The 24,058-nt window shown below is 70.1% G+C and carries 22 protein-coding genes and 1 pseudogene; 14 read left to right on the forward strand and 9 right to left on the reverse strand.

The features are described from left to right. Positions 1-544 precede the first annotated feature (544 nt). From CG747_RS06275 to CG747_RS06285, 3 genes are all read left to right on the forward strand, one after another. Complete coding sequence (locus tag CG747_RS06275) at positions 545-967, forward strand: YjbQ family protein (RefSeq protein ID WP_016578932.1); 423 nt, start codon at positions 545-547, stop codon at positions 965-967. Between the two features lie 280 nt (positions 968-1,247). Next, positions 1,248-1,838 (forward strand): DUF5994 family protein, encoded by a 591-nt coding sequence (locus CG747_RS06280; RefSeq protein WP_055583422.1) that lies wholly within the window; start codon positions 1,248-1,250, stop codon positions 1,836-1,838. Positions 1,839-2,420: 582 nt separating this feature from the next. Further along, positions 2,421-3,662, forward strand: a complete 1,242-nt coding sequence (locus CG747_RS06285; protein ID WP_100600623.1) for a PP2C family protein-serine/threonine phosphatase — start codon at positions 2,421-2,423, stop codon at positions 3,660-3,662. 427 nt (positions 3,663-4,089) lie between these two features. Here CG747_RS06285 and CG747_RS06295 read toward each other — a convergent pair whose 3' ends face one another. Then, a complete protein-coding gene (locus CG747_RS06295; protein ID WP_100600624.1) occupies positions 4,090-6,336 on the reverse strand; it encodes an APC family permease in 2,247 nt (748 codons plus the stop codon). A 97-nt stretch (positions 6,337-6,433) separates the two neighbouring features. Continuing rightward, a pseudogene (locus CG747_RS06300) lies at positions 6,434-6,957 on the reverse strand (DUF5994 family protein). A 271-nt stretch (positions 6,958-7,228) separates the two neighbouring features. On the opposite strand from CG747_RS06300, the gene CG747_RS06305 reads away from it, so the two are divergent. The 4 genes from CG747_RS06305 (at position 7,229) to CG747_RS06320 (ending at position 8,744) form a co-directional block, all read left to right on the forward strand. Next, on the forward strand, positions 7,229-7,789 hold the full coding sequence (locus tag CG747_RS06305) for a DUF5994 family protein (protein WP_100600625.1): 561 nt from the start codon (positions 7,229-7,231) through the stop codon (positions 7,787-7,789). A 4-nt stretch (positions 7,790-7,793) separates the two neighbouring features. Next, on the forward strand, positions 7,794-8,018 hold the full coding sequence (locus CG747_RS06310) for a hypothetical protein (RefSeq protein ID WP_100600626.1): 225 nt from the start codon (positions 7,794-7,796) through the stop codon (positions 8,016-8,018). A 110-nt stretch (positions 8,019-8,128) separates the two neighbouring features. Further along, positions 8,129-8,389: a hypothetical protein gene (locus CG747_RS06315; RefSeq protein WP_052861817.1), complete on the forward strand. Its 261-nt coding sequence runs from the start codon at positions 8,129-8,131 to the stop codon at positions 8,387-8,389. An 82-nt stretch (positions 8,390-8,471) separates the two neighbouring features. Further along, positions 8,472-8,744 carry a hypothetical protein gene (locus CG747_RS06320; RefSeq protein WP_055583464.1) on the forward strand — a complete coding sequence of 91 codons (273 nt, stop codon included), beginning with the start codon at positions 8,472-8,474 and terminating at the stop codon, positions 8,742-8,744. A 1,199-nt stretch (positions 8,745-9,943) separates the two neighbouring features. On the opposite strand, the gene CG747_RS06325 is transcribed toward CG747_RS06320, so the two are convergent. Next, positions 9,944-10,393 (reverse strand): MarR family winged helix-turn-helix transcriptional regulator, encoded by a 450-nt coding sequence (locus CG747_RS06325; RefSeq protein ID WP_100600627.1) that lies wholly within the window; start codon positions 10,391-10,393, stop codon positions 9,944-9,946. 103 nt (positions 10,394-10,496) lie between these two features. Between CG747_RS06325 and CG747_RS06330 the strand changes: the two genes are divergently transcribed. The 3 genes from CG747_RS06330 to CG747_RS06345 all read left to right on the forward strand — a co-directional run bounded on the left by CG747_RS06330 (position 10,497) and on the right by CG747_RS06345 (position 13,130). Beyond that, positions 10,497-10,901, forward strand: coding sequence for a nuclear transport factor 2 family protein (locus CG747_RS06330; RefSeq protein ID WP_100600628.1), 405 nt, complete (start codon positions 10,497-10,499; stop codon positions 10,899-10,901). A 213-nt stretch (positions 10,902-11,114) separates the two neighbouring features. Further along, a complete protein-coding gene (locus tag CG747_RS06340) occupies positions 11,115-12,587 on the forward strand; it encodes an FAD-dependent monooxygenase (protein ID WP_100600629.1) in 1,473 nt (490 codons plus the stop codon). A gap of 81 nt (positions 12,588-12,668) precedes the next feature. Next, positions 12,669-13,130 carry a hypothetical protein gene (locus CG747_RS06345; RefSeq protein WP_100600630.1) on the forward strand — a complete coding sequence of 154 codons (462 nt, stop codon included), beginning with the start codon at positions 12,669-12,671 and terminating at the stop codon, positions 13,128-13,130. Between the two features lie 53 nt (positions 13,131-13,183). Here the strand turns inward: CG747_RS06345 and CG747_RS06350 are convergent, their stop codons facing one another. From CG747_RS06350 to CG747_RS06375, 6 genes are all read right to left on the reverse strand, one after another. Next, complete coding sequence (locus tag CG747_RS06350; protein ID WP_100600631.1) at positions 13,184-14,002, reverse strand: urease accessory protein UreD; 819 nt, start codon at positions 14,000-14,002, stop codon at positions 13,184-13,186. After that, entirely contained in the window at positions 13,999-14,694 is a 696-nt protein-coding gene (gene ureG, locus CG747_RS06355) for an urease accessory protein UreG (RefSeq protein WP_100600632.1), read from the reverse strand. The genes CG747_RS06350 and ureG overlap by 4 nt, the downstream gene beginning before the upstream one ends. A 35-nt stretch (positions 14,695-14,729) precedes the next feature. Next, the gene (locus tag CG747_RS06360) at positions 14,730-15,410 is read right to left on the reverse strand and encodes an urease accessory protein UreF (protein ID WP_100600633.1); all 681 of its coding nucleotides are present in this window, start codon (positions 15,408-15,410) and stop codon (positions 14,730-14,732) included. 44 nt (positions 15,411-15,454) lie between these two features. After that, positions 15,455-17,344, reverse strand: coding sequence for an urease subunit alpha (locus tag CG747_RS06365; protein WP_100600634.1), 1,890 nt, complete (start codon positions 17,342-17,344; stop codon positions 15,455-15,457). Then, complete coding sequence (locus CG747_RS06370) at positions 17,337-18,020, reverse strand: urease subunit gamma (RefSeq protein WP_100600635.1); 684 nt, start codon at positions 18,018-18,020, stop codon at positions 17,337-17,339. The genes CG747_RS06365 and CG747_RS06370 overlap by 8 nt, the downstream gene beginning before the upstream one ends. A gap of 870 nt (positions 18,021-18,890) precedes the next feature. Continuing rightward, on the reverse strand, positions 18,891-20,936 hold the full coding sequence (locus tag CG747_RS06375) for an alkyl/aryl-sulfatase (protein ID WP_100600636.1): 2,046 nt from the start codon (positions 20,934-20,936) through the stop codon (positions 18,891-18,893). A 455-nt stretch (positions 20,937-21,391) separates the two neighbouring features. On the opposite strand from CG747_RS06375, the gene CG747_RS06380 reads away from it, so the two are divergent. From CG747_RS06380 to CG747_RS06395, 4 genes are all read left to right on the forward strand, one after another. Beyond that, on the forward strand, positions 21,392-21,691 hold the full coding sequence (locus CG747_RS06380; protein WP_100600637.1) for a WXG100 family type VII secretion target: 300 nt from the start codon (positions 21,392-21,394) through the stop codon (positions 21,689-21,691). A 74-nt stretch (positions 21,692-21,765) separates the two neighbouring features. After that, entirely contained in the window at positions 21,766-22,062 is a 297-nt protein-coding gene (locus CG747_RS06385) for a hypothetical protein (protein ID WP_100600638.1), read from the forward strand. Between the two features lie 31 nt (positions 22,063-22,093). Continuing rightward, entirely contained in the window at positions 22,094-22,792 is a 699-nt protein-coding gene (locus tag CG747_RS06390; RefSeq protein WP_100600639.1) for a hypothetical protein, read from the forward strand. Positions 22,793-22,817: 25 nt separating this feature from the next. Beyond that, positions 22,818-24,053 carry a hypothetical protein gene (locus CG747_RS06395; protein ID WP_100600640.1) on the forward strand — a complete coding sequence of 412 codons (1,236 nt, stop codon included), beginning with the start codon at positions 22,818-22,820 and terminating at the stop codon, positions 24,051-24,053. The last annotated feature ends 5 nt before the right edge of the window (positions 24,054-24,058 follow it).

The raw sequence follows: 24,058 nt of genomic DNA on the forward strand, positions 1-24,058 counted from the left end.
GGCTGTGGGATCCATCCCCACCCTGCGTCTCGATGGCTCTGCTCCGGATGGTGGTTGCACGCGTCCGGAAGGTGAGCCACCCCGTGTGGAGAGATCAGAACCGAGCCCAACACGACGGCCGCGCCATGGCTGGTGACCAGCGAGTCAGCCGCGCGTGACCGTCCGCATGCGGACGAGGTCCGAGGAAGCCGGGCCTCAGATACGCGGCTGTGACAGAGCCGGCCCCTCTACCGGGCATCCGGCACTCACCTGAGCCAAGCTGGCCCAAGATCTCGCGATCCCGGCAGAGGATCTGGCTGCCGCCTGCACGTATCTGGTGGGCGAGGACCTGATCACGGTCGACTGGACCGCGGGCAATACGCCGGCCATGGCCACGCTGACGCACCAAGGCATCCGGTGTATGGAGGCCGAAGAAGAAGAGCGCAGTTGACGCCCTGCTCAGGCGGCGTCCGAACCGGGAGCACGTGCCCCTATCGGCGGAGGCCCGGAGGAACAACCCATCCGGCCGTTAGTGCTTTTCCTCCGCGAGGGGAACCGGTGAAGCATGGCTGGCACCTTCACCACACGCACCCTCGACATTGCAACCGGCGCCACGGAGACCATGCACGACCTGACGAACGCATGCTCCGCGTTCCTCCGGGAGGTCGCTCACGGGCGAAACGGACTGCTGAACGTCTTCACCCCCGACGCGACGTCCGGCCTGGCCATCATCGAGACCGGCGCGGGCAGTGACGATGACCTGCTGGCGGCGCTTCGCGACATTCTTCCCGCGGACGGCCGTTGGCGGGACCGCCACGGCGGTCCAGGCCACGGCAGCGGCCACGTACTCCCGGCTCTGGTCCCGCCACACGCCACGTTGCCCGTAGTCGACGGTGAGCTGGAGCTGGGGACCTCGCAGTCCGTCGTACTGGTGAACACCGACCGGGACAGCCCCGAACGCCAAGTCCGGCTGTCCTTCCTCGGATGACGGCCCACGCCGTCCCGCGGCTGACAGCCCCCTTTTGGCAGCCGATGTCACACGCCGGCTGCCCGCACGGGAGGCTCTGCCCCTTCGCGGTTCTCGGGCCGACTGCTCCAAGGTCTTCTCTGTCGTGCACCCACGTCGCTCCGCATCGGTCCAGCGGGCCTTACCGGGAGTAAGCTGGAATTACCGAGGGCACTCCGCACACCAGCTCCCATGCTCGTGTCGTTTTCGGCGATTCACGACACCGGGCCGGTCACGGTTGGCCCGGGGCAGGGTCCGCGTCATGACCACGACCATTGCGTATACGCCGGCGGTCGAAGACCGGACCGCTTCGCTGCCCCTGCGACTCGTGCTGGCGCCGGCCGGCAGTGCTCCGGCTCTGCTCGACGGTGCGTGGTGGCCCCGCTCCCGTGACCTCGCGGCGGAACTGCCCGCACTGACGGCCGTCCTCGACCCACTGTGGGGGCGGATCACCCATGCCACGGTGAACCCCACGTTCTGGCCGGTCATCCCACGGAAGGTGCCCGTCGACGGGCATGTGGTGGGTGTCGGCTGGTTCAAGGCCGAGCAAGATCCCCACAAGCTGCTGCTGTTCTCCTACACCGTCGGCCGTTGGGACCTCCTGGTGATCCCTCCGGAGACCAGCCCCGCCACGGCCGCCCGGCTCATGGCCGAGGCCGCCGATCCGCGGTGCACCCTCACCGCGAGCGCCCTGATGGACGAAGCGGAGCAACGCCGGATCGCGGAGGAGATGGAACTGTCCCTGGTCTCGGTCTGGGACTCCGAAGGCGGCCATGGCGCAAGCCTGCCGACCTCACGTTCGCCCGCCCAAGCAGCCATTGCCCAGGTACCAGATGCCACGAAAGGTGCCTGAGCATCGTGTCAGTCATCGGGAGCGCGACGTCGGTCCCGCAGCCTGCTCCGGAGGAAAGCTCCAGGCCAACCAGCCTGGGGCTTATCTCTTATCCGGACCTTTCCACCGCACGCCACGCCATTCAGCCGGCGGCCCTGAAGGAGAGACTGACACGCCGCCACTGGCTCAATGAGCCCTCTGGCCCGGTTGGCCGGGTCACTCTGTGCGAGTCGATCACGGTGGTTTCCGGAGCCCGCGTGCACAGTCGCATGAGGGGGTCTGCCAGTCCTTGCGCGGCCGGCGGCCGCCGAGCAAGGCGTGAACTTGTGCTCCGGCCCCTCACCGAGCGGGAGGAGCCGAAGGGCCGCAACGGACTCGAACACTCCGACCGTGGAGTGCGGCAGGGCCTCGTTGCCTCCCGCCCGCACTCAGTCATTCACGGACCGGCTCACCTTCCCCTCCCCCTCATCCAGACCCGCGCGCAGTGCTACCGGAGCCAAGCCACCGAAGTCGAACGCCAGGCCGCTCGGTGACCGACCCGTTGGAGACGGCCGGCATGGCGGGTGACGTCGCAACGAGGCTGCTTGGTGAAAGGGCATGGGTATGGCGGCAGGTGAGCGGGAGGCGGACACGGGCGCCGTGGACCGGTCGGAAGGGTTCGGCGAGCGACTGCTGGGGGTGCTGCTGGACCGGGCGCACGAGATGCCGCCGCAGTTGATCGCCCCGCTGGTCGTTGAAGAGGTGGCGAGGGTCGGCGGCCGTCACGTCTCGATCCTCCTCCAGGACTATGCGCAGTTGCTGCTGGTGCCGCTGCCAGGTAGGCGGCTGACCGTCGGCCGGCCCGAGCTGATCGATGACTCGCACGCGGGCACGGCCTTCCTGTGCGGGGCCCCTGTCGAGGTATCGCAGGACGACGGCGTTCGGATGTATCTGCCGTTGCTGGACGGCAGCGACCAGGTGGGTGTGCTGGCTCTCACCATGGACACCGTCGATGACGATGACCGGCGCTTGTTGCGCAGACTCACCGGCCTCGTCGCCGACATGCTGGTCACCAAGCACAGCTACACCGACCAGTTCTTCCTCGCCCGGCGCCGCGAACCGATGAGCGTGGCCGCGGAGATCCAGTGGTCCCTGCTGCCGCCGCTGGCGATGTCCGTCCCGCAGGTCGCGGTGGCGGGAATCCTGGAGCCCGCCTACAACGTGGCAGGCGACAGCTTCGACTACGCCCTCAACGAGGACATCCTGCATGTGGCCATGGTCGATGCGATGGGCCACGGCCTGGATGCCGCCACCATGGCGACCGTCGCCATCGGCGCCTACCGGCACGCCAGACGCGCCGAAGTCGGTCTGTCCGAGATCTACGCGTTCATGGACCGGGCCATCGCCGAGCAATTCGGGCCCGACCACTTCGTCACCGCGCAGATGATGCGCCTCAACATCACAACGGGCCACCTGCAATGGGTCAACGCGGGCCACCCCGCACCGCTGCTGATCCGCAACCGCCAGGTCGTCCGGCAACTGGAGAGCCCGACCACCTTGCCGGTCGGCTTCGGTGGTGAAGAGCCCCAGATCAGCGAGCAGATGCTCCAACGCGGCGACCGGGTGCTGTGCTTCACCGACGGCCTGATCGAGGAGCACGAAGCCGGCGAAGAGCAGTTCGGCGAGGAACAACTCATCCACTGGGTCAACCGCATCGAGCACTCAGGGAAGGGTCCGCGGGCGGTGGTGCGCTCGCTCTCACACACCCTGAAACAGGAGCGGGGCGGGAGCACCAGCGACGACGCAACCCTCTTCCTGATCGAGTGGCGCGGGGGCGCCGCCGACCACCTCGCCGTCCTGGAGTGAGCCGACAGCCGCACCACCATGCGATGGCTGTACCGGGCCAGCTCTCCCGCCGCGGCGTCTTGCTGGCCAGACAGGATGCCCCAAAAGCCCACCTGATTCCCAAGCTCAGAGCGCGGGTTCGATTCCCGTCACCCGCTCCATAGTTGAGGCCCAGGTCAGCGACCTGGGCCTTGTTTATTGTCTGGACCTCTCGAAGGCCGCGTGCCCTCCTCGTGCCCCAACTCACGGAAATGGTCCGGCTGGAGGGGATCGGGCCACCTGCGGCACATGCGTCTGGGCGGAGATCGCCATGCCCCCGCAGCGAGCCACCGGCCAGCACATCATCCTCCACCCCCGATGGGCCGCCCGAGCTGTCGCACACCGTTCAGGTCACCGGCACGTCCTGGTCGGCAGGCCGCAAAGCACCGACACAGCCACGGGGAGGTGGCTACACGTGGAAGGGGACCGTGGTGATGACGATCTTCGGCAGTGGGCGCAGGGCGTGCCGCAGCCGTGGGGCGATCCTGCTGTGCAGCAGGCGGTAACGCCGGCGCATGGTGACGATCTCCGGCACGATGACCGTCACGGTGAGGTCCGGGCGCTTCGCGTGCAGGGCTTCGATGTAGTGGACGAGTGGTGCGACGATCGCGCGATAGGGGGAGACCACGACTTCCAGCGGGAGGTGGTCGCCCCACAGGGTCCAGTACTGGCGGAAGCGTTCGGCCTCGTCCTCTTCGGGGCTGACGTGGAGGGCGAGTACGGGCTGGTGGAGCGAGGCGGCGTAGGCCAGTGCGCGCATGCCGGCCAGGTCCATGGCCGCGATGGGGACGACCGACAGGTGGCGGATCTCCTGGGGTGTCTCCTCGTCCTCTTCTTCCGTCCGGGCGTCGGGAAGTGCCGTGGGGGACTGCGGAGTTGTCGCCGCGGACGGTGCCGCGTCGGGACCGGGGCGGGCCGGGAGGGTGGGGGTGGGCAGCTCGATGGCGTGCGGGTGCAGAAGAAGAGCCTTGCCCACGGTCTCGTAGTGGTGCCGGATGCGCATCGTCACCACGAGGAACAGCCCGACGGCGAGCACGGCGACCCATGCGCCCTCGGTGAACTTGGTGAGGCCGGCGGTGAGGAAGACGACGGCCGACAGCAGGGCGCCGGTGGCGTTGAAGAACAGGCTCTTGCGCCAGTGGCGGTCACGCAGGCGCCACCAGTGGACCACCATTCCGGCCTGGGACAGGGTGAAGGCCAGGAAGACGCCGACGGCGTACAGCGGGATCAGGGACGCGGTCGTGCCGTTGAAGGCCACGTAGACCAGCGTCGCCGCGATCGTCAGCAGAATGATCCCGTTGCTGAAGGCGAGGCGGTCGCCCAGGCGCAGAAAGAGCTGTGGGGCGTGTCGGTCGCGGGCGAGCAGGAACAGCACGCGGGGGAAGTCGTTGTAGGCGGTGTTCGCCGCGAGCAGCAGCACCGCGGCCGTGGCGGCCTGTGTGAGGGCGTACAGCGGTCCGGAGCCGAAGCTGTGGTGGGCGAGTTGGGAGAGGACCGTCTCCTGGGTGCCGGGCACGACGCCGTCGAGTCGGACCATGGCGATCGTGCCGGCGAACAGCGCGATGAGCAGGCCGATCATCCAGGTCAGCGTGGTACGGGCGTTGCGCCACTCCACGGGCTTGAATGCCGGCACCGCGTTGGAGATCGCCTCGATACCGGTCATCGCCGTGGCCCCGGAGGCGAAGGCGCGCGTCACCAGCAGTACACCGACGCTCTCCGTGGCGTTCAGGTGCGGAGCCGCAGTGGGGTGGAAACCGCGGCCGGCGGCGTCGACGAGGCCCACGGTGACGAGCGCGAACACCGCGATGATGAAGGCGTAGGTCGGCGCGGCGAACAGTGCGCCGGCCTGCCGGATGCCTCGCAGGTTCCCGGCGAGCAGCAGGGCGATCACACCGACGCCGATCGGGACCGCGTCGGTGGCGAGTGAGGGAACCGCCGAGGTGATCGCCGCCACCCCGGAGGCGATCGACACGGCGACCGTGAGGATGTAATCGGTCATCAGGCCGGCGGCGGCGATCAGTCCGGGAACGCGGCCCAGATTGTCGCTGGCGACGATGTACGAGCCGCCGCCGTACGGATACGCGCGGATCGTCTGGCGGTACGACACCCCCACCGCCAGCATCAGGAAGGCGATCGTGGCGGCGATCGGCACGGAGCAGGCCAGTCCCGCCGCGCCGCCGAGCACGAGGACGGCGAGCATGGCCTCGGGCCCGTAGGCAACCGAGGAGAGCGCGTCGGCGGACAGGACGGGCAACGCCACCAGCTTGCGCATCCGCTCCTGCGCGATCGCCGTGCTTTTCAGGGCGGCCCCCAGGACGACGCGTCGCACGTGGTAGCCGAAGCGGCCCAGTCGGCCGGGCGGCAGCTCTCCCGCGGCCTCGCCGGGGGCGGGCGGCCGCCCGCCGAGAGGCGAGACGCTGACCAGACGACCCCACCCGACAGGCTGGATCTCCGCGGGGGACGGAAAACGGCCCAGATCGGAATCCACGGGCAGCGCCCGGTGCCACGCCTCGGGAGCCGACACCCGCCCCCATTCACGCCCCACCCGACGCAGCAGCCCCAGCTGCTCCTCGTCGAACCCCGGCAAGACGGCCGAAGGGCTCAGCGCACCGGAGTCCCGGCCCTCTCCACCGCCATCACTCTGCACATGCGACATGTGACGTAGTGTCACCTATTGGTGTCCGTCGGAACCGCACCTTCGAGGCGACCTGCGTCCCTGTCGTCAAAGGAGCGTCGAAGCCTCGACGGCTACCTCACCGCTCGCCGGGTTCACGGCCCGTCCGAGGCTCTTCCGCGGGAACCGGGTATGCCCGATGGGTGCCGGTGTCGATGAGAATCTGCTCGGCCTGGGTGAGGTTGCCGTCCTGGACGGCCCTGGCCATGGCGGAGCGGGCGGCTTCAGGTGTCGCGTGCGGCGGGACCACGAGCAGGGAGAAGTAGTCCTGGTCGCCTCGGGTGATGAGGACGGTGTCGCCGCCGACCGGGAAGGAGTCGATGTGCACGACCCGGTCGTCGATGACCAGACGGGTCGGTAGTTCTTCCCGGGCGCCGGCGTCGAGGCCGACACGCAGGACGGGTCCGAGGTGCTCGGTCAGCGCGGCGATCAGGCTGGGGAGCTCGGCGCCGATGTCGCGGGAACGCGGCCACCACGCGCCGTCGAGAACCTGCTCGCGGGATTGCGTGGTGCCAGCCTCAAGAGGGCCGTCCCGGGCCTGACGGCGTGGTGGACCGCGTCCGGCAGAAGCTGCGGGACGCCGGGAGTGTCGGAGTCGGCCATGTGTGCTCGCCCGCCTTCCAGGGCGGTGCGTCCGCCCGGCAGGTGACCTCGTCACTTCACCGTACTCCGCGCGCCGGGGCGCGGACGCGCCGCGGAGCCGGATCCGCGTTCGCCGGGAAACTTCATGGTCACACGTACCTTCACGGACCGCCGGCCGGAGTAGGGTGAAGAGACCGGGAGTACTCCGCACGCCGGCTCCCACGCCGGTGTCGTTCTCGGTGATCAACAACACCGGGGCGTCGAAGACGAGCCCCGGGGACAGGTTCGCGCCATGGCCGCGACCATCGACCGTACGATCGTCAGCGGGCGCGTACTTTCGTCACCGGCCCGCCTCTCCTTTGCTTCGGCAGGATCGCCTCCGGGTCTCCTGGACGGTGCCTGGTGGCCCCGCTCTCGCGATCTCTTCCGTGAACTTCCCGCCCTGATAGCGGTGTTGGATGCGCGCTGGGGCCGGATCACTCATGTCACGGTGAACCCGACCTACTGGCCCGTGGTGCCGCGCAAGGTGCCGGTGGCCGGGCACACGGTGCACGTGGGCTGGTTCGCGGCAGAGCAGGACCCGAACAAGCTGATCCTCCTCTCCTACACCATGGGCCGCTGGGACCTGCTGGTGATCCCGCCGGAGACCGATCCGACTGCCGCGGCCCGGCTGATGTCGGCTGCATCCACCCCGGGCGGCCTCCTGACCGCCAGCGCCCTCATGGCGAGCGAGCACACCACCCATGACGCGCAGGAGGCGCTGTGGCGGGAAGAAGAGTGGGAGAGCGAGGGCGGAGCCGCCTTGGCGCCAGGAATCCCAGGCGGGCTCTCGGCCTCCGCCCGAGGGATGTGAGGGCGTGGGGACGATCATCACCGTGACCATGATCAGCATCGCGATCGTCGCGGGCATGTTCCTGATCCATCGGCTCGACGCGCAGCACGACGAGCGGATCGCCGCCTCCCCCTTCAGCGACGCCCTGCCCGGATCCGGACTGTGGAGCCGCACCAGGGAACGGCCGACCGAGCCCGTTGAACCACCCGCGGCCGACCGCCACGAGCGCCACGCCGGTGGCCGCGGATGACACCGACCTGTTTCTGGCTGGGGGCGGTGGGTGTGAGGCGACGGCATCACACCCACCGACACGTCCTCCTGTCGCCCCCAATGAGCGAGGTCCCCATGAGCGAGGCCAGCATGAAGTCGCCAGAACACCCTTCAGCGGGGCGCGCCGACGTACGCATCGTCGCCGCGTCCCCCGACGCCGCCCGTCAGGTCGCAGACGCCCTCCGTCGTCGCTTCGCCGCCACCGAACAGCGCAGCTACCCCGTCGACGACTCAGGCGGAACCCGCCTCCACCTCACCGTCGACACCACCCACAGGCCAGAGCCGGCGCAGCCCTGGCTGGTATCCAGTCGATCCTCCGGGGACGCCCGCACACAGACAGACGAAATCTGAAGCGCAAGGGCGGTGGGGCAGGCGTACCACCGCCCTGGCCCACAGGCACCGAGTCGGTGCCCGGCACGAGTGAGCGGCAATCATGGCAACACTGCACGAGCGGAAGCACTACCGCGAGACGATCATGAAGTCTCTGTACGAGACCACGGAAGGCAATCGATTCCTTGGCGTCACCGGGGCGAACCTGCGCGACGATCTCCAGATCCCCGAGCAGGACCTGGCCGCCGCCTGCGCATACCTGGTGGGCGAAGGGCTGGTCACCGTCGACTGGGCACAGGGAAACACCCCCGTGATGGTCACGCTGACGCACCAGGGAATCCGGCTCCTGGAAGCCGAAGAGGAGGAAAGGGGCTGACGCGACACGAAGGCTGCTTCCGGGAGCCGAGCCACCCCATTGCCCCGTAATCGCCCTTATGCCGTAAAAGTGCCTCACGCATGGCATGAGAGGTGGGTCCGCGCACTCTCACGTGCAACGACCTGAAAGGGCGACCCCGGCGCGTATATGCCGGGGCCGTTGGCAACACGGATCGAGTGGCCGCCGCCGCCAAAGGTGCGATGCCTATTCGCGGGCAACCGCCTCAAACGGCTGGTCAGCCGTCCGCCATGCGTGAGCGATGCGTGAGCGGACGACGTGGCACGGACTGGCCGGCGGTGGACCCGACGTCGGCCAGATGTCCTCCGGCCTGGCATGAGTGGACTGTGGCCGACTGCGTAGGACCGTCGGTCACGTGCCCGTCGGGACTTTCAATCCAGTAGCCCACCACATTTGCTCATGCACACCTCACCGACGGCGCAGACCCGCCGTACCCCTCCGCACCCGGATCGGGCCCACGCGAGTCGCCTCCACCCCCATCCCATCGCAGGCCAGCCCCGCCCCAGCCCTTTAGCGCGGCACACCAGGGTCAGCGGCGGTCAAACCGGCTGCCTCCGGCAAGGCTCCCGCGCCCAGATAGTCGCAGTTCAGAGCGCCATTGCGCCCCGAGGCGCCCTTGATTCCCAAGCTCAGAGCGCGGGTTCGATTCCCGTCACCCGCTCCAGAGTGAAGGCCCAGGTCGATGACCTGGGCCTTGTTTGTTGTCCGGGCCTCTTGCGGGGCGGCGTGCCCTCCGCGTGCCCCAACTCGCCCGAAGGCCCTGCCGAGTGGGTCACCAGAACGTGAACTCCGGCCCACCCGAGCCGACTTGCCTCGAAAGGCGAGACGCACTCTTCGTGATCTACACCACTCGGCTGCTGCGGGTGCGCAAATGCGCAGACGACAAGTGGCGCTGACGGCCGCGAGTCACCGACCGGAGGGAACTCGGGCCGACGGATTCAACTCGTCGAGGACTTCGCACTTTTCGCCGTCCAGGCGGCCGATCCGACCGGCCAGGCGGGCCTCGTCGGCCCGGGTGCCGAGATGCAGGCCGTGCCGGCCATGCAGCGTTCAGCGTTCGGATGAGGCGGGCGTATCTGCAGGCACACGTTCTCCGCACAGCCGGCCACGAACAGGGACTGCGCCTGTGAGGTTCGCAGGCAAGCGCTCGCCGGCCGGCGAAGCGGATCCGCGTGCCGGCGTCACGATTCCGCGAAGGGGCCGGTGGTGACGAAGCGGTGGAGTTGGCGGGCGAAGGTCTGCACCTCGTCGGGAGACCAGGAGGCGAGGGACGCCTCGATGTGCGCGGCGAGGCGCTGCCGGGTGGTTTCGACCGCCCGCTGTCCGGTTTCGGTCAGAGCGAGCAGGGTGGCGCGGCGGTCGTGGGGGTCGGGTTCGCGGCGCAGCAGGCCGACCTCCTCCAGCCGGGTGGCGCGGCGGGTGACGCCGGAGCGGTCCAGGCCGATCTCACCGGCGAGGTCCGCGGCGCTGCGCGGGCCGGTGCGGGCGAGGCCGCTGAGGACGGGGTACGTGGTCTCGTCCACGGCCTCGCCCACGTTGTCCGTCAGGCGTTGGTACAGCTGCGCCCGGGTGTCGCGCTTGAGCAGCGTTCCCAGGGCATCGGCGATCTCGTGTCCCGCATCGTTCGACATGACTCCAGTTTAGCGTGCGCGGCGCACGCAATCTGTAGTACTGTGCAGATGCGTGCTCAGCGCACGCATATCTTGCTGGAACGTGAATCCCGAGGAGCTCCTCATGACCACCGCCACCACTCGCACCGACGTCGCCGCCGCCCTCACCGACCTGCTCTTCACCCCCGGACTGGAGCTGGCCGAGGCCGTCGACCGGCACTTCGCCCCCGACTACCGCCAGCGCACCGACGGCCGCTGGGACAACCGCGAGGAGTTCACAGCCCACATCGCCCACCTGCGCACGATCATCGCCGGCGGCGAGATCCAGGTCCTGGAGGAGCTCGTGCAGGGCGACCTCTACGCGGACCGCCACATCATCGACGCCCGCAAGACCGACGGCTCCTCCGTGCGCGTGGAGGTCTACCTCTTCGGCGAGTTCGCCCCCGACGGCCGGTTCCGCCGCATCGAGGAGACCACCCTCATGCTCCAGGGCGCCGACGCCGACCGGAACATCGGCAGCGCCCGCTGACCTGACGGACACGCCGTCCGGCCGAGTCGGCTGTCGACGGCCGGCATTGACACCCCGGCCCGCGAGGGCGCCCACGCCGGCTCCGACAGCCGGGCCCACCGCCGGGCACAGGCCCGGTCGGCCAGGACTGCGGCTGGGCGCGTACGCGGGCGCCCGAACGGCCGGGGCACCCGGATTGCAGCCATCACCTACAAGAGAAAGGAAGTGGTCGTCATGCTCGACGTCCTCATCGCCGGGGCCGGCCCGGTGGGACTCTGGCTCGCCGCGGAGTTGCGCCTGCACGGAGCGGAGGTGACCGTCGTGGAACGCCGCGCGGCACCGGACGGACGATCGCGTGCGGTCGGCATGCAGGCCGGCACGCTGGACACCTTCGCCACCCGAGGACTCGCGGAGCGGTTCATCGAACGCGGCACCCCGGTGCCGACCGGCCACTTCGGCGCGGCGACCACCCGGCTGGACTTCTCCACAGCCGGGGCGGTGCACCCGTTCATGCTGGCGCTCGGTCAGTCCGTCACCGAACAGCTCCTGGAGGAGCACGCGGTCGCCGTGGGCGCCCGGGTGCTGCGCGGAGAGGAGGTCGTCTCGCTCACCCAGGGGCCGGACGCCGTCGAGGTGGTGATCCGGGCCGGCGGCACCCACCGGACCGTGCAGGCCCGCTGGGTGGTGGGCTGCGACGGCACCCGCAGCGCGGTGCGCCAGGCGGCCGGCATCGACTTCCCCGGTCAGGACACCACGCTGACCGGGTGGCTCGCCGACGTCGAACTCGACGATCCGCCCACCGCGCCGCTCGCCGCCACCGGGCCGGCCGGTTCGTTCCTGGCGGCCCCGATCGGCGACGGCGTCCACCGGCTGGCGGGCCTCTCCACGGCCACCATGCACCACGGCACCGGCGAACCGCTGACCCTGGACGAGGTGCGCGAGCAGACCCGCACGCTACTGGGACGGGACCTGGGTATGCGCAACCCCCGGTGGCTGTCGCGCTACGGCAATGCCACCCGCCAGGCCGCGCGGTACCGGGCCGGACGGGTACTGCTGGCCGGGGACGCGGCGCACATGTTCTTCCCGGCCGGTGGGCAGGGCATGAACCTCGGCATCCAGGACGCCACCAACCTGGGCTGGAAGCTGGCCGCCACCCTCCAGGGCCGGGCCCCCGACGGACTGCTCGACAGCTACGACACGGAGCGCCGGCCGGCCGCCCGCGCCGTCATCGACAACACCCGCGCTCAACTCGCCCTGTTCGCCGCGGCGAGCCCGGAGCAGATCGCGCTGCGCGAGGTCTGGTCCGCCGCGCTGGCCGAACCGCAGACCAACCGCCAGTGGGCCCGCCGGATCGCCGGCTTCGACGACCCGCTCCCCGCCGACACCGCACCCGGCGCGCACCCACTGAACGGCACGCGGCTGGCCGGCCTCGCCCTGGACGCGGCCGACGCACCCACCGCCCACCCGCTGATGCACCACGGCAGGCCGCTGCTGCTGGACCTCGGCGGGACGCGGACGCCGTGTTCCGCAGGCGGTCTGGAACAGCGGACAGTCACCGTCAACACCAAGGCGGCGGATCCGATCTGGCGGGACGTCACCGCTGTTCTGATCCGACCGGACGCCCGGATCACCTGGGCCACCACCGACACCGACCCGCAGCGCCGGGCCGCGGACTGCCTCACCGCCCTGCGCACGCTGTGCCGCTGAGCGGGGCCCCTCCCTCACCGGGGCGGGCGCCGGGGATCGCTACTTTCCGCATCTGGCCATTACTCTGTGTATAGTTTTCCCATGGCCGCTCCCCGTGCCGTCCGCCGCCTCCTGCTCGCCACCGGCTTTCTGGTGCTTGTGCAGGCGGGGCTCGGCTTGGTCGTCAATCTCTACGTCCTCTATCCGGCTCACCATCCGGGCTCTCCCACGGGGGCCTATCTCTTCGGGGTCTATGAGGGCTTCCTCTGGGCGGTCGGGCACGGCACCGCCGCCCTCGCCGTGCACGTCGTGCTCGGCCTCGCGCTCGTCCTGCTGGCGATCGTCGCGGCGGTGGGCGCCGTGCTGCTCCGTCAGCGTGCGGTCGCGTTCTGGTCCGTGCTCGGGGCGCTCCTCGTCATCGGTTCGGCCGTCAACGGCGGGCGGTTCCTCGCCAGCGGCCAGATCTTCAACTCACTGCTGATGGCCCTGCTCGCGCTCAGCTCCGAGGTGTGTTTCCAGTTCGCCATCCACCTTCTGCCCTCCGAGCGGCACCCCGCCCGCTGACCGCTCGGCGCGCGGGCCGCGGATCGGCTGTCCGGAGCCGGGGTTGGCGGCGCTCAGTCCGGTGGGCCGGACGCGGCACGGTATGCCCGGTCGAGGAGGCTTCGCAGGCGGAGGCCGTCCTGTGCCACGGCGGTGATCAGGACCGCGGGGCCGGCGAGCGGGGCCAGCACGGCCCGGCCCGATTCCGAGGGGGCGGTCAGGAGCAGGGGCGCGACCGGGTTGTGCGCGAAGGCCGGGTCGACGAGGAGGAGTTGGCCGGTGGCCCGGTAGCGGGAGAGGACGGCCGGGCCGTCCCAGCCGGGCGCCCCCGGTCCGTACGCGGCCTGCTGGTCCAGGAGGGTGCGTCCCCCGCGCCGGACGGTGAGGCGGGTGGCCAGGTGGCCCGGGGGTTCTCCGGCGCGTCCCAGGGCCTGCTCCTCGCGCAGGACGAGCCGGGCGGTGGCGGCGAGGTCGACGGTGAGGGTCTGCCGCAGATCGCTGCGGGCGGCGCTGATCAACGGCTGGGGGGACCAGTGCAGTTGGGCCCCCTCTCCGACGGTCAGGTGCACGTCATAGGTGGCGGGTTCGGACGTGGCGCCCTTGAGGGCGAGGGTCGCGGTGGCGGAGGAGATGTGCAGTGCCGCGCCGTGGTCCGCGGTGGCCTCGATCCGGAGCCGGTCGCCGCCCAGGGGCGCGCTCATGGCGCCGACGATGATGACCCGGGCCCAGCCTCCTCGGGGGCGCAGCCGACGGAGTTCGAAGGGGCCGTCGCCGTCGAGCGTGGTGATTCTGGTGGCGCCTTCCGCCGCGGTGGCCGCGATGCGGGCGGTGGCGCGTACGCCCACGGTGTCCGCCGCGGGCGGCGGCGCGGCTTCGTGGAGGGTCGGGGTCATACGGCGCTTCCGGTCCAGTCGGCGAGGCGGTCGCGGACCCATTCAGCGACCGGCTTGACGCCGTCGGGCTGCTTGAGGGCGGTGAAGGCGACCGGGAGTGCGCCGCGCTGGGCCTTGGCGTCGCGGGCCATGCCGTCGAGGTCGACACCGACGTAGGGCGCGAGGTCGGTCTTGTTGATCACCAGCAGGTCGGCGGTGGTGACGCCGGGGCCGCCCTTGCGCGGGATGTCGTCGCCGCCGGCGACGTCGATGACGAAGACCTGGGCGTCGACCAGGCCCTTGGAGAACGTCGCGGTGAGGTTGTCGCCGCCGGACTCGACCAGGATCAGGTCGAGCGGGCCGACGGTCTCCTCCAGGTCCTCGACGGCTTCGAGGTTGGCGGAGATGTCGTCGCGGATGGCGGTGTGCGGGCAGGCGCCGGTCTCCACGGCCGCGATCCGCTCGGTGGGCAGCACCGCCTCGCGCCGCAGGAACTCCGCGTCCTCGCGGGTGTAGATGTCGTTGGTGACGACCGCAATGGAGAGCTCGTCGCGCAGCGCGCGGCACAGGGCCGCGACGGTGGCGGTCTTGCCGGTGCCGACCGGGCCGCCCAGGCCGATCCGCAGGGCGCGCCGGCTGCCGTCGTGGCGTACCGGATCGGCGGCGCTGTAGGTGTGGCGCTCGGGGAAGCCGTCCTGGTGGTCGAGGTGCATGACTGCTCCGTGCTCGGGTGCGGGATGGGCGTGGGTCAGGAGGCGAAGAGCCGGACCGGCCAGGCGGCGTGCTCCTCGGCGGTGATGTCCAGCAGGGGTGCCGAGGCCGCGGGGAGGGTGTCGTACCCCTTGGTGGGGACGCGGTCGGCGGCCCGGGTGGCCGCGGAGGCCACCCGGTCGAGGTCGGCGGCCAGCCGGGCGAGGACGGCGGTGGCGTCGAACGGGTCCAGGCTCAGCAGCCGGACCGCGGCCGTGGCCGGACCGCTGACGCTTTCGTACGCCGCCGCGTGGGCGGCGTCCAGGGGGGCCAGGCCGGCGGACCGGGCGGCCAGGCCCAGGACGACGGGCTGGTGGGCGCCGCGCGGGCGGGCCGCGGCGAGCGCGTCGAGTTCGGCGCTCGGCCAGGTGGCGCGGGCCGCCCGCATCATCTGGCGGCCCAGCTTCCGTGCCGTGGAGCGCAACGCCGGCACCGGGGTCCGGGCGTCGGCCGCGTCGTCCAGCGCCAGTGGGTCCAGGCCGGCCGCGGCCGCGGCCGCGGCGGCGAGGCCCGCGGCGACCAGGCCCGCGGTGTGCAGTCGCCCCCGGCAGAAGTCCGCGAGCGACGCGGTGTCGGTGATACGGCCCGCCCGGACTGCCGGCTCGGCCCCGCCGGAGTGCGCATGCCCTCCGGCAGGGAACCGGCCGTCCACCAGGACGAGCAGCGCGGCGCGTGTCATGGTGCGCAGCCCACCTTCCCCTCCTTTCGCCATGCCCGCGGACCTCAGAAGAGGAAGTACCGCTGGGCCATGGGCAGTTCGGTGGCGTAGTTCCGTTCGACGCCGTGTCCGTCGATCTGCGCGGACACGTCCTCGACCTTCGCTCCGCCGACGATGACCTCGAAGGTGTCGGGGTCGATCTCGACGTCGGGGCAGGCGTCGTTCTCCTTCATGTGTTCTTTGCGGACGTTCCGCGTGTTGCGGATGGCCTTGAACTCCTTGCCCAGCTTGAGGCGTTCGGGCAGGCCGTCCTCGATGGCCTGCTGGGTGACGAAGTTGAACGAGGTGGAGCGGGGCGCCAGTCCGGTGGCGCCCCATACGGCGCGGGGCAGGACCGGCTGCGGGGTGGGAATGGAGGCGTTGGCGTCGCCCACCTGCGCGTAGGCGATCTGGCCGCCCTTGAGGACCATGTGGGGCTTGACCCCGAAGAACTTCGGCTCCCACAGCACCAGGTCGGCGAGCTTGCCCACCTCGACCGAGCCGACCTCCGCGTCGATGCCCTGGGCGATCGCCGGATTGATGGTGTACTTCGCGACGTACCGCCGGGCGCGGTTGTTGTCGGCCCGGTTCGGGGAGGGGTGGTCCCGGCAGACCTCGGAGTCCCGGACGCAGCCGTCGCCGGGCAGGAAGCCGCGGCGCTCCTTCATGACGTGCGCGGTCTGCCAGGTCCGCAGTACCGTCTCGCCGATCCGGCCCATGGCCTGGGCGTCCGAGGACATGATCGAGATGGCGCCGAGGTCGTGCAGGATGTCCTCGGCGGCCATGGTCGAGGGCCGGATGCGGGAATCGGCGAAGGCCAGGTCCTCGGGGACGGCCGGGTTGAGGTGATGGCAGACCATCACCATGTCGAAGTGCTCCTTGACCGTGTTGACGGTCAGCGGCCGGGTGGGGTTGGTGGACGCGGGCAGCACGTTCGGCCTGCCCACCATGGTGATCATGTCCGGGGCGTGCCCGCCGCCCGCGCCCTCGACGTGGAACACGTGCAGGGACTCGTCGCCGATGGCTTCGAGGGTGCTCTCGACGAAGCCCGCCTCGTTCAACGAGTCCGCGTGCAGGGCCAGTTGGACGCCGGTTTCGCGGCACACCCGCAGGCAGGTGCGGAGGGTGGCGGGCGTGGCGCCCCAGTCCTCATGGATCTTGAAGCCGATCACGCCGGCGTTCACCTGGTTGCGGAGCGACTCCTCGGACACGGTGCTGCCCTTGCCGAGCAGTCCGACGTTGACGGGGAAGGAGTCCAGCGCCTCGAAGGTCCGGGCGAGGTGCCAGCGGCCGGGCGTGACCGTGGTGGCGGTGCTGCCCTCGGCCGGCCCGGTGCCCCCGCCGATGAGCGTGGTCACCCCGGCGGCCAGGGCCTCGCCGACCTGCTCGGGGCAGATGAAGTGGACGTGGGTGTCGACCCCGCCCGCGGTGAGGATCTTCCCGTTGCCGGCGATGACCTCGGTCTCGGGACCGATGACGAAGTCCGTGGCGAGCCGATGGCCGTCGTGGATGCGGTCCATGGTCTCGTGGTTGTACGCCTTGCCGAGCGCGGCGATGCGGCCGTCGCGGAGGGCGACGTCAGCCTTCACCACTCCCCAGTGGTCCAGGATCACGACACCGGTGATGACGGTGTCGGGCGGGTTGGGGCACTGCGGATCCGCGGGGTCGCGGGGGACGGCGGACTGCCCCATCGACTCCCGGATCACCTTGCCGCCGCCGAAGACCACCTCGTTGCCGCTGTGGTCCGGTCCGCCCGACCAGTCCTCGGTGATCTCGATCCGCAGCCGGGTGTCCGCGAGACGGACGCAGTCGCCTTCGGTCGGACCGAACAGGTCGGCGTAGTCGGCACGCTCCAGGCCCGCGCCCTCGTCGCCGGGCGGGGTCCCGGGTGCCGGGCGGGTCGTCGGGTCAGTCATCGAGATCGCCTCCGACGCGGCCGCGCAGACCGAGGACGCGGCGTTCGCCCTCGATGCGGACGAGTTCGACGCACTGCGGGATACCGGGCTCGAACCGCACCGAACTGCCGGAGGCGACGTTCAGCCGCTTGCCGTAGGCGGCTCCCCTGAACGTGCGGTCGGACCCGTCCTCCTCGCTCCAGTTCAGGCCGTCGTTGACCTCGGCGAAGTGATAGTGCGAACCGACCTGGACGGGACGGTCGGCCCGGTTGCAGACGGTGAGTTCGGTGGTCTCCTGGCCCTTGTTGAAGAGGATGCGGCCGGCCTCCTCCGGGTGGTCGATCCTCCCCGGATGCACGAGGGACTCGTCGTCGGACTCCGCGCAGCAGTCGCGGCGGGGAACGGGGTCGTGCAGGGTCACCAGCTTCGTGCCGTCCGGGAAGGTCGCCTCCACCTGGACGTACGAGATCATCTCGGGGACGCCCTCCATGACCTCCTCACGGCCGAGCACCTTCGTGCCGGACGCCATGAGTTCGGCAACGGTGCGGCCGTCACGGGCTCCTTCGAGAATGTGCACGGTCAACAGGGCGACGGCCTCGGGATAATTGAGGCGCACCCCGCGGGCCCGGCGCTTTTCGGCGACGTCCGCCGCCACATGGATCATCAAACGCTCTTGCTCATGCGGAGTCAGATGCATAGCATTACCACGTCTTTACATTCCTTCGAGGTCGCTTGTTTCCCTTCGACAGCGCTCCGGACCGGGCACCGTCGGGAAGATTTCGGCAGCACTTACCGGCAGCCCGGATGCAGTGGCAGCCGACCTGCTCGGGGCGTGACGGATTCGCGTGAAAGCAATATCGGGACTTTCGGCGGCGTGAGGGTTCCATCGCCGAAAAGCAGAGAAGAGGTCGGCACCGCATCGATCAGTGCGGTTCGCGCCACTGGGCCGGGAAGCCGTATCGCGCCCGTCGACCTTGTTCGTTGAAGTTCAACGCCCCCTCACTACGCCCCCTCGCATGTCGGTGTCAGCCAAGATCGGGGCTGAGAACCATCACCAGATTCCCGGGTGCGCCCCGCCGGGTAAAGAGACACTTCCGGCCATGCGGCATGGCAACACCCGTTCCCCGCCGGGGAAAACCTTCCCGGCCGAAACGGGAAGACGCCGATCCACGGACATCGGACGTGCTCCGAATCAGCAGGACAGAACAGAACTTCCTGGCAATTCAAGCGGCTTCGCCCTCCCGGCAGAGGACTCATCGGCGCGAGGAAAGCCGGCGTGCCGCACTCCAAATGACAACGGCAAGCCCCATGAAGAGCCTGACCGTTCGCGCTACCCCCCGAACTCGCGTGCCCGGTTTGGAAATAGCCACCAGAGGGCAGCGCTCCACGCGCAAAGTCCGACAGCGCCCGGGCGGCACAGGGTTTTCGCCGCGCACCGGCTCGGCGTGGGCCGACAGAATTCGGCGGCTGTCCGAAATGCAGTGCCTGCGGGTGGACTTCCCGTCATCCGGACCGCAACGGGGAAGGCCCCGGCCGGAGACCGGGGCCTTGCTCGTCGTCCGGACGGCTACCGCTCGGAGACGGCCGGGGCGACGATCGGGAAGGAGGGGTCGGGGGCGGTCAGGTAGCCGAACACCGTGTCCGCGTATTCCTGTTTGCCCTCGGGGATCTGGACGACGCCGTCGCGCACGGCGGCGTCGAAGGCGCCCTTGAAGCCGGCGGGCCCGTACATCAGGCCGTCGAGGGCCTCGCGGGACAGCTTGATCACGGTCTGCGGTGTCCCGGCGAACTGGTCCTTGCCGGGTACGTAGACGAGGACGCCGTTGCGCAGCGTCGTGGTGCAGGTCTCCTCCTCGGCGCCGCCGATCAGCCACTGGAGGACGATCGGGTCGCTCTGCTCGCGGGCGGCGGTGGGGCCGTCGACGGTGCGGGCGAGGGTGGCGAAGTACTGCTCCAGGGTCATGCTGAGGACGAGGTCGCCGGGCTCCTGGTTGGCGGGGCGTTCGATGCCGCGGGCCAGTTCGTCGGCGCCGGTGAGGAAGAAGTTGCGCCAGGTGCCGTTCTCGGAGCCGTAGCCGAGCTGGGTCAGGGCCTTCCGCTGGAGCTCCTTGGCCGAGGCGTTGTCCTCGGGGTGGCCGAAGACGACGTGGTTGAGGAGCTCGGCGGTCCAGCGGTACTCCTGGCGGTCGTACGCCTCCTGTGCCTTCGCCACGACGGCGTCGACGCCGCCCATGGCCTCGACGTAGTGGACGCCCGCCTTGGCCGGGGGGAGGTTCCACAGGTGGGCGGGGTTGCCGTCGAACCAGCCCATGTACCGCTGGTAGACGGCCTTGAGGTCGTGGCTGAGGGAGCCGTAGTAGCCGCGCGTGTACCAGTGGGCCGCGAGGGACTCGGGCAGTTCCAGCTCCTCGGCGATCTCGATGCCCGTCCTGCCCGCGTTGATCAGCCGCAGCGACTGGTCGTTGAGGTAGCCGTAGAGGTCCCGCTGGACGCTCAGGTACTCGACGATCTTCTCCTTGCCCCAGCGCGGCCAGTGGTGCGAGGCGAACTCGACGTCGGTGTGGTCGCCGAAGGTCTGGATCGTCTCGGTGAGGTACTTCGACCAGGCGTGGGCGTCGCGGACCTGGGCGCCGCGCAGGGTGAGGAGGTTGTGCAGGGTGTGGGTGGCGTTCTCCGCGGCGCACAGGGCACGGGCCTGCGGGAGGTAGATGTTCATCTCGGCCGGGGCCTCGGTGCCGGGCGTGAGCTGGAAGACCAGCCGGATCCCGTCGATGAGCTGCCGGTAGAGGCCGGGCCGCCAGGGGATGACGTCCTCGGCGGACCACTGGTCGCGGGGAACGGGGGCGGTGCCGCTGCCGCCGATGCTGACGTTCGGCGGGAGGAGGGTGACCTCGCCGGTGGAGATGGTCAGCCCGAGGCCGGCGCCGATCTGCCCGTGCGGGCCCTTGTCGAGCTTGGCCGCGTACATGTACTCCGAGCGGCGGGCCATGGCCGGGCCGGCGTAGACGTTCTCGCTGACGGCGTGCTCCAGGAAGCCGTCGGGCGCGATGATCGGGATGGCGGTGTCGACCACGTCGTCGCGCTCGTTGAACAGGCCCCGGACGCCGCCGAAGTGGTCGACGTGGCTGTGGGTGTAGATGATGCCGGCGATCGGCCGCCGGCTCCCGGTGGTGTCCCGGTAGAGCTTGAGCGCCCACTGGGCGGTCTCGTAGCTGGCGAGCGGGTCGATGACGACGATCCCCGCATCGCCTTCGATGAGGGTCATGTTGGACAGGTCGTAGCCGCGGACCTGGTAGATCGCGCCGTGCTCGTGGGACGTGACCTGGAAGAGCCCGGCCTGCGCGGTGAGCATGCCCTGGCGCCACAGGCTCGCGTTGACGGACGGCGGGGCGTCGGACACCTCGGAGTCGCTCAGGAAGTCGTAGGCGGCGAAGCTCCACACCGTCCGGTCCCCCTCGCGGCGGGCCGGGATCGCGGGGATCGCGGGCAGTGCGAGCAGCCCCCGCCCGGCGTCCTCGAAGTCCTCGGAGTCCGGCGGGATCGTCTCGGTGATCCTCCGGTTGGCCTCGGCAACGGAAGGTTCGACCTCGATCGGCTCGGAGAACTCGGGCATGCGACAACCTCCTCGGGCACGCGGGACCACCGCGTGCCGGTGGCGTGAACGGGCCGGAACGCGGCCGAGGTTAGGTCGGGCCGCAAATCACCCACAAGGTGCGCGAACCGGCCAGGAGCCGACAATGTGGCCGACTCCCCCTCAGCACTCCGTACGGCCGGACGCGTCGTCGCGCCGGAAGGCCGCCCCTGTCCAGCGCGGATGCCGTTCCGGCGGCGCGCACGGCCCAAACCTCGGGCCGACGGCGGTCCGCGCACACGAGGGGACGCGTTCCGGACGCGGCGGCAGCCCCCGCGTCGGCGAGCGGGCCCGGCCCGCGGCCCGGCTCATGTTCGTGTTCAGGCACTTTCGTCACCGTTCCGCAACAGGCATGAACCGCCCTGGCAGGTGCCCCGTACTGCCGGGTGTGAGCGGCCGAGCGGCCGCGGCGATCCGCAAAGAGAGAAGGAACCGACATGGCCGGCGGCAACATCAAGATCAGCCCGGAGGAGATGCGGGAGGCCTCGACCTGGCTGCAGCACCAGAAGGAACTGATGCAGCAGAGCCTCCACGAGGCCAACACCAAGATGGACGAGATGGTCGAGGCGGCCTACGCCACCCCCGGTTCCGAGTCCAAGTTCCGTCCGTTCTGGGAGGAGTACAAGAACGGCACCGAGAAGGCGATCGAGGGCCTGCAGGGCGTCAGCGAGTTCATCAAGCAGGTCGCCGACGCGTTCGTCGACACCGACGACCAGACGTCCGGCGCCATCGGCTGACGTGGCCCCGTGTCCGGTCCCGCCCTCCGGCCGGAGGGCGGGACCGGACGGTACCGGCCGGAGAGGAGGAGCCGATGACCCGCATCAGCGTCCCCGTCGAGGACCTGAACGAGACGGTCAAGTCGCTTGAGGACATCGGGGAGCGGATCAACAACACCGCGCGGCTCAGCGACGTCGGGTCGAAGAGCGACGTGGGCGATTCGACGCTCGCCGAATCCCTCGCGTACTTCGACTACAAGTGGAGCGAGGGCCACGAGAAGGTGCAGGACAACGTGAAGGTCTTCTCCGAGAACACGAAGAAGATCTCCGACGCCTTCACGCAGACGGACGACGAGACCGTCAAGGCGCTGGACGAGTCCAAGAAGACCTGACGAGAGCCTGTTAGCAGAAGGGACACGCGTCATGACGCATCCGGTCACGGACCGGACTCCGGGGGCACCCGCGCACTACAAGCTGCGCTACCCCGGTTCGTGGTGGTACCTGGACCTCGACCCGAGCACCCGGGACGCGTCCATCCGCCGCCGGATCGAGCACCAGGCGAGGGGAGTTCCGCAGCTCTCCCGCGAGCGGCTCGACGGCCTGATCCGCACCACCCGGCACACGGCCCGCGAGGCCCACGCCCGGGGGGCGCTCCAGGCGGCGGGCATGGTGGCGTTCCCCGGCGGGGACTCGATGCTCAGCGCCACCTCCGTCGTGGTGCGGATGCCCGTGCCGGACGACCAGTCTGCGGACCTGGCCGAGGTGCTGTTCGGGGCCGGTATGCAGGCCGACGGCCCGCAGAGCAGTGGGTACCCGCCGCGCGAGGTGGAGCTGTTGGAGCTTCCGGAGGTCGGGCCGGTCGGGCGGATCGCCTCGATCGAGGACATCGACTACAAGGGCACGCCGGTGCGCACGGCGCTGCTGCACACGCTGTTCCCGATCCCGGGCCGCCGCGAGTACCTGGTGGTCTCCAGCTCCACGCCCAACGTGGAGCTCAAGGACCAGTTCTTCGAGGTGTTCGACGCCATCGCGGGGACGCTGCGCTTCGTGAAGGTGCAGAGCAAGGGCACGGCTGCGCCGGCCGCACAGGGCCCGCAGGGCATGGACGAGAACGGAAAGTGAGGGCGCGGCAATGGCGCGGCCAGCGGTGTCCGAGTGGGAGACGGTCTTCGGGTTCTCGGACGACCCGACGCCGGGCGATGCGGAGATGCTCACGACGCTCGCGGGCCGGTACCGGGCCGTCGCGAACGACGCGGACCAGGCGCTCCCCATCGTCAGCGGCCTGAAGAACAGCCAGCTCGGCGAGGGCAAGGCCATGGACAAGCTCCGGGACAAGCTCGGAGACCTGGCCAACCAGGTGGAGAAGCTGCACAGTTCGTACGACAAGGCGGCCCGTGCGCTGGACACGTACGCCGACCAGCTGGCGGACCATCAGCGCAAGGCGGACAACGCCATGGTCGACGGGCGGGACGCCAAGGAGCGGCTGCGGCGGGCCACCGACGCCGCCGCCGCGGCCGGCTCCGTGATCAGTGGCCTGGACTCGGCCGCCCCGCCACCGCCCGACGACGAGGCGGCCCGGCGCAGTGCGCGGCAGGCCATGGAGAACGCCCGGCACGACCAGTCCGCGGCGCAGGGGGACGCCGACGCCGCCCAGCGGGACCTCGACGCCGCCCGGATGCTCGCCGAGGACGCCCGGGAGCTGCGCGAGTCGGACGCCTCGACGGCGGCCCGTGCCCTGGACGAGGCGTCGGGCGAGGCGGTCGGCGGCAAGAGCCTGTGGGACAAGATCAAGGACGTCTTCAAGAAGGTGCTCGGCTTCATCAGCGCCGCCCTGGGGATCATCGCCATGCTCATCCCCGGACTCCAGGGCCTCGGGCTCATCCTGACGATCGCCAGTCTGGTCACCGCGGCCATCCCGTTCATCATGAATATCGTCGACAGCATCCAGTCAGGCGAGTGGGACATCCTCGACATGGTCCTGAGCGGTCTGGGGCTGGTGCTCGGCGGCATCGGCCTCGTCAAGATCGCCAATTTGGGCGGGATCGCGAACACCCTCAAGACCGTCGGGAACGATCTCAAGACGATCCAGATCAACATCAAGAGCGTGGGCCCGGCCATCAAGGGGTTCACCGGGTTCAAGGATCCGACGGCCTTCGTCGGAAACATCCTGTCGAAGTTCCCCAACGGGACGATGAAGATCCCGGACGTGCTCAAGCAGCTGCCGGGCCTCAACAACATCTGGATCAAGACGGGGACGTGGTTCGACCAGAGCTCGAACCTCATCGGCGTGGCCGGTCTCGGCTGGGCGATCAACGGGGCCGTCCCCGGCGGCACGAAGGGCACGACCGTGCAAGACCCCAGCTACGTGGAGGGATCGACCTGATCCGG

Origin of the sequence: Streptomyces sp. CB02959 (assembly GCF_002803155.1) — a bacterium.
Classification (GTDB): Bacteria; Actinomycetota; Actinomycetes; order Streptomycetales; family Streptomycetaceae; genus Streptomyces.

Bases quoted from the DNA above. Each gene is read 5' to 3' on its own strand.
- CG747_RS06275 (WP_016578932.1), top strand. From the start codon at position 545: ATGGCTGGCACCTTCACCACACGCACCCTCGACATTGCAACCGGCGCC.
- CG747_RS06280 (WP_055583422.1), top strand. From the start codon at position 1,248: ATGACCACGACCATTGCGTATACGCCGGCGGTCGAAGACCGGACCGCT.
- CG747_RS06285 (WP_100600623.1), top strand. From the start codon at position 2,421: ATGGCGGCAGGTGAGCGGGAGGCGGACACGGGCGCCGTGGACCGGTCG.
- CG747_RS06295 (WP_100600624.1), bottom strand. From the start codon at position 6,336: ATGTCGCATGTGCAGAGTGATGGCGGTGGAGAGGGCCGGGACTCCGGT.
- CG747_RS06305 (WP_100600625.1), top strand. From the start codon at position 7,229: ATGGCCGCGACCATCGACCGTACGATCGTCAGCGGGCGCGTACTTTCG.
- CG747_RS06315 (WP_052861817.1), top strand. From the start codon at position 8,129: ATGAAGTCGCCAGAACACCCTTCAGCGGGGCGCGCCGACGTACGCATC.
- CG747_RS06320 (WP_055583464.1), top strand. From the start codon at position 8,472: ATGGCAACACTGCACGAGCGGAAGCACTACCGCGAGACGATCATGAAG.
- CG747_RS06325 (WP_100600627.1), bottom strand. From the start codon at position 10,393: ATGTCGAACGATGCGGGACACGAGATCGCCGATGCCCTGGGAACGCTG.
- CG747_RS06330 (WP_100600628.1), top strand. From the start codon at position 10,497: ATGACCACCGCCACCACTCGCACCGACGTCGCCGCCGCCCTCACCGAC.
- CG747_RS06340 (WP_100600629.1), top strand. From the start codon at position 11,115: ATGCTCGACGTCCTCATCGCCGGGGCCGGCCCGGTGGGACTCTGGCTC.
- CG747_RS06345 (WP_100600630.1), top strand. From the start codon at position 12,669: ATGGCCGCTCCCCGTGCCGTCCGCCGCCTCCTGCTCGCCACCGGCTTT.
- CG747_RS06350 (WP_100600631.1), bottom strand. From the start codon at position 14,002: ATGACCCCGACCCTCCACGAAGCCGCGCCGCCGCCCGCGGCGGACACC.
- ureG (WP_100600632.1), bottom strand. From the start codon at position 14,694: ATGCACCTCGACCACCAGGACGGCTTCCCCGAGCGCCACACCTACAGC.
- CG747_RS06360 (WP_100600633.1), bottom strand. From the start codon at position 15,410: ATGACACGCGCCGCGCTGCTCGTCCTGGTGGACGGCCGGTTCCCTGCC.
- CG747_RS06365 (WP_100600634.1), bottom strand. From the start codon at position 17,344: ATGACTGACCCGACGACCCGCCCGGCACCCGGGACCCCGCCCGGCGAC.
- CG747_RS06370 (WP_100600635.1), bottom strand. From the start codon at position 18,020: ATGCATCTGACTCCGCATGAGCAAGAGCGTTTGATGATCCATGTGGCG.
- CG747_RS06375 (WP_100600636.1), bottom strand. From the start codon at position 20,936: ATGCCCGAGTTCTCCGAGCCGATCGAGGTCGAACCTTCCGTTGCCGAG.
- CG747_RS06380 (WP_100600637.1), top strand. From the start codon at position 21,392: ATGGCCGGCGGCAACATCAAGATCAGCCCGGAGGAGATGCGGGAGGCC.
- CG747_RS06385 (WP_100600638.1), top strand. From the start codon at position 21,766: ATGACCCGCATCAGCGTCCCCGTCGAGGACCTGAACGAGACGGTCAAG.
- CG747_RS06390 (WP_100600639.1), top strand. From the start codon at position 22,094: ATGACGCATCCGGTCACGGACCGGACTCCGGGGGCACCCGCGCACTAC.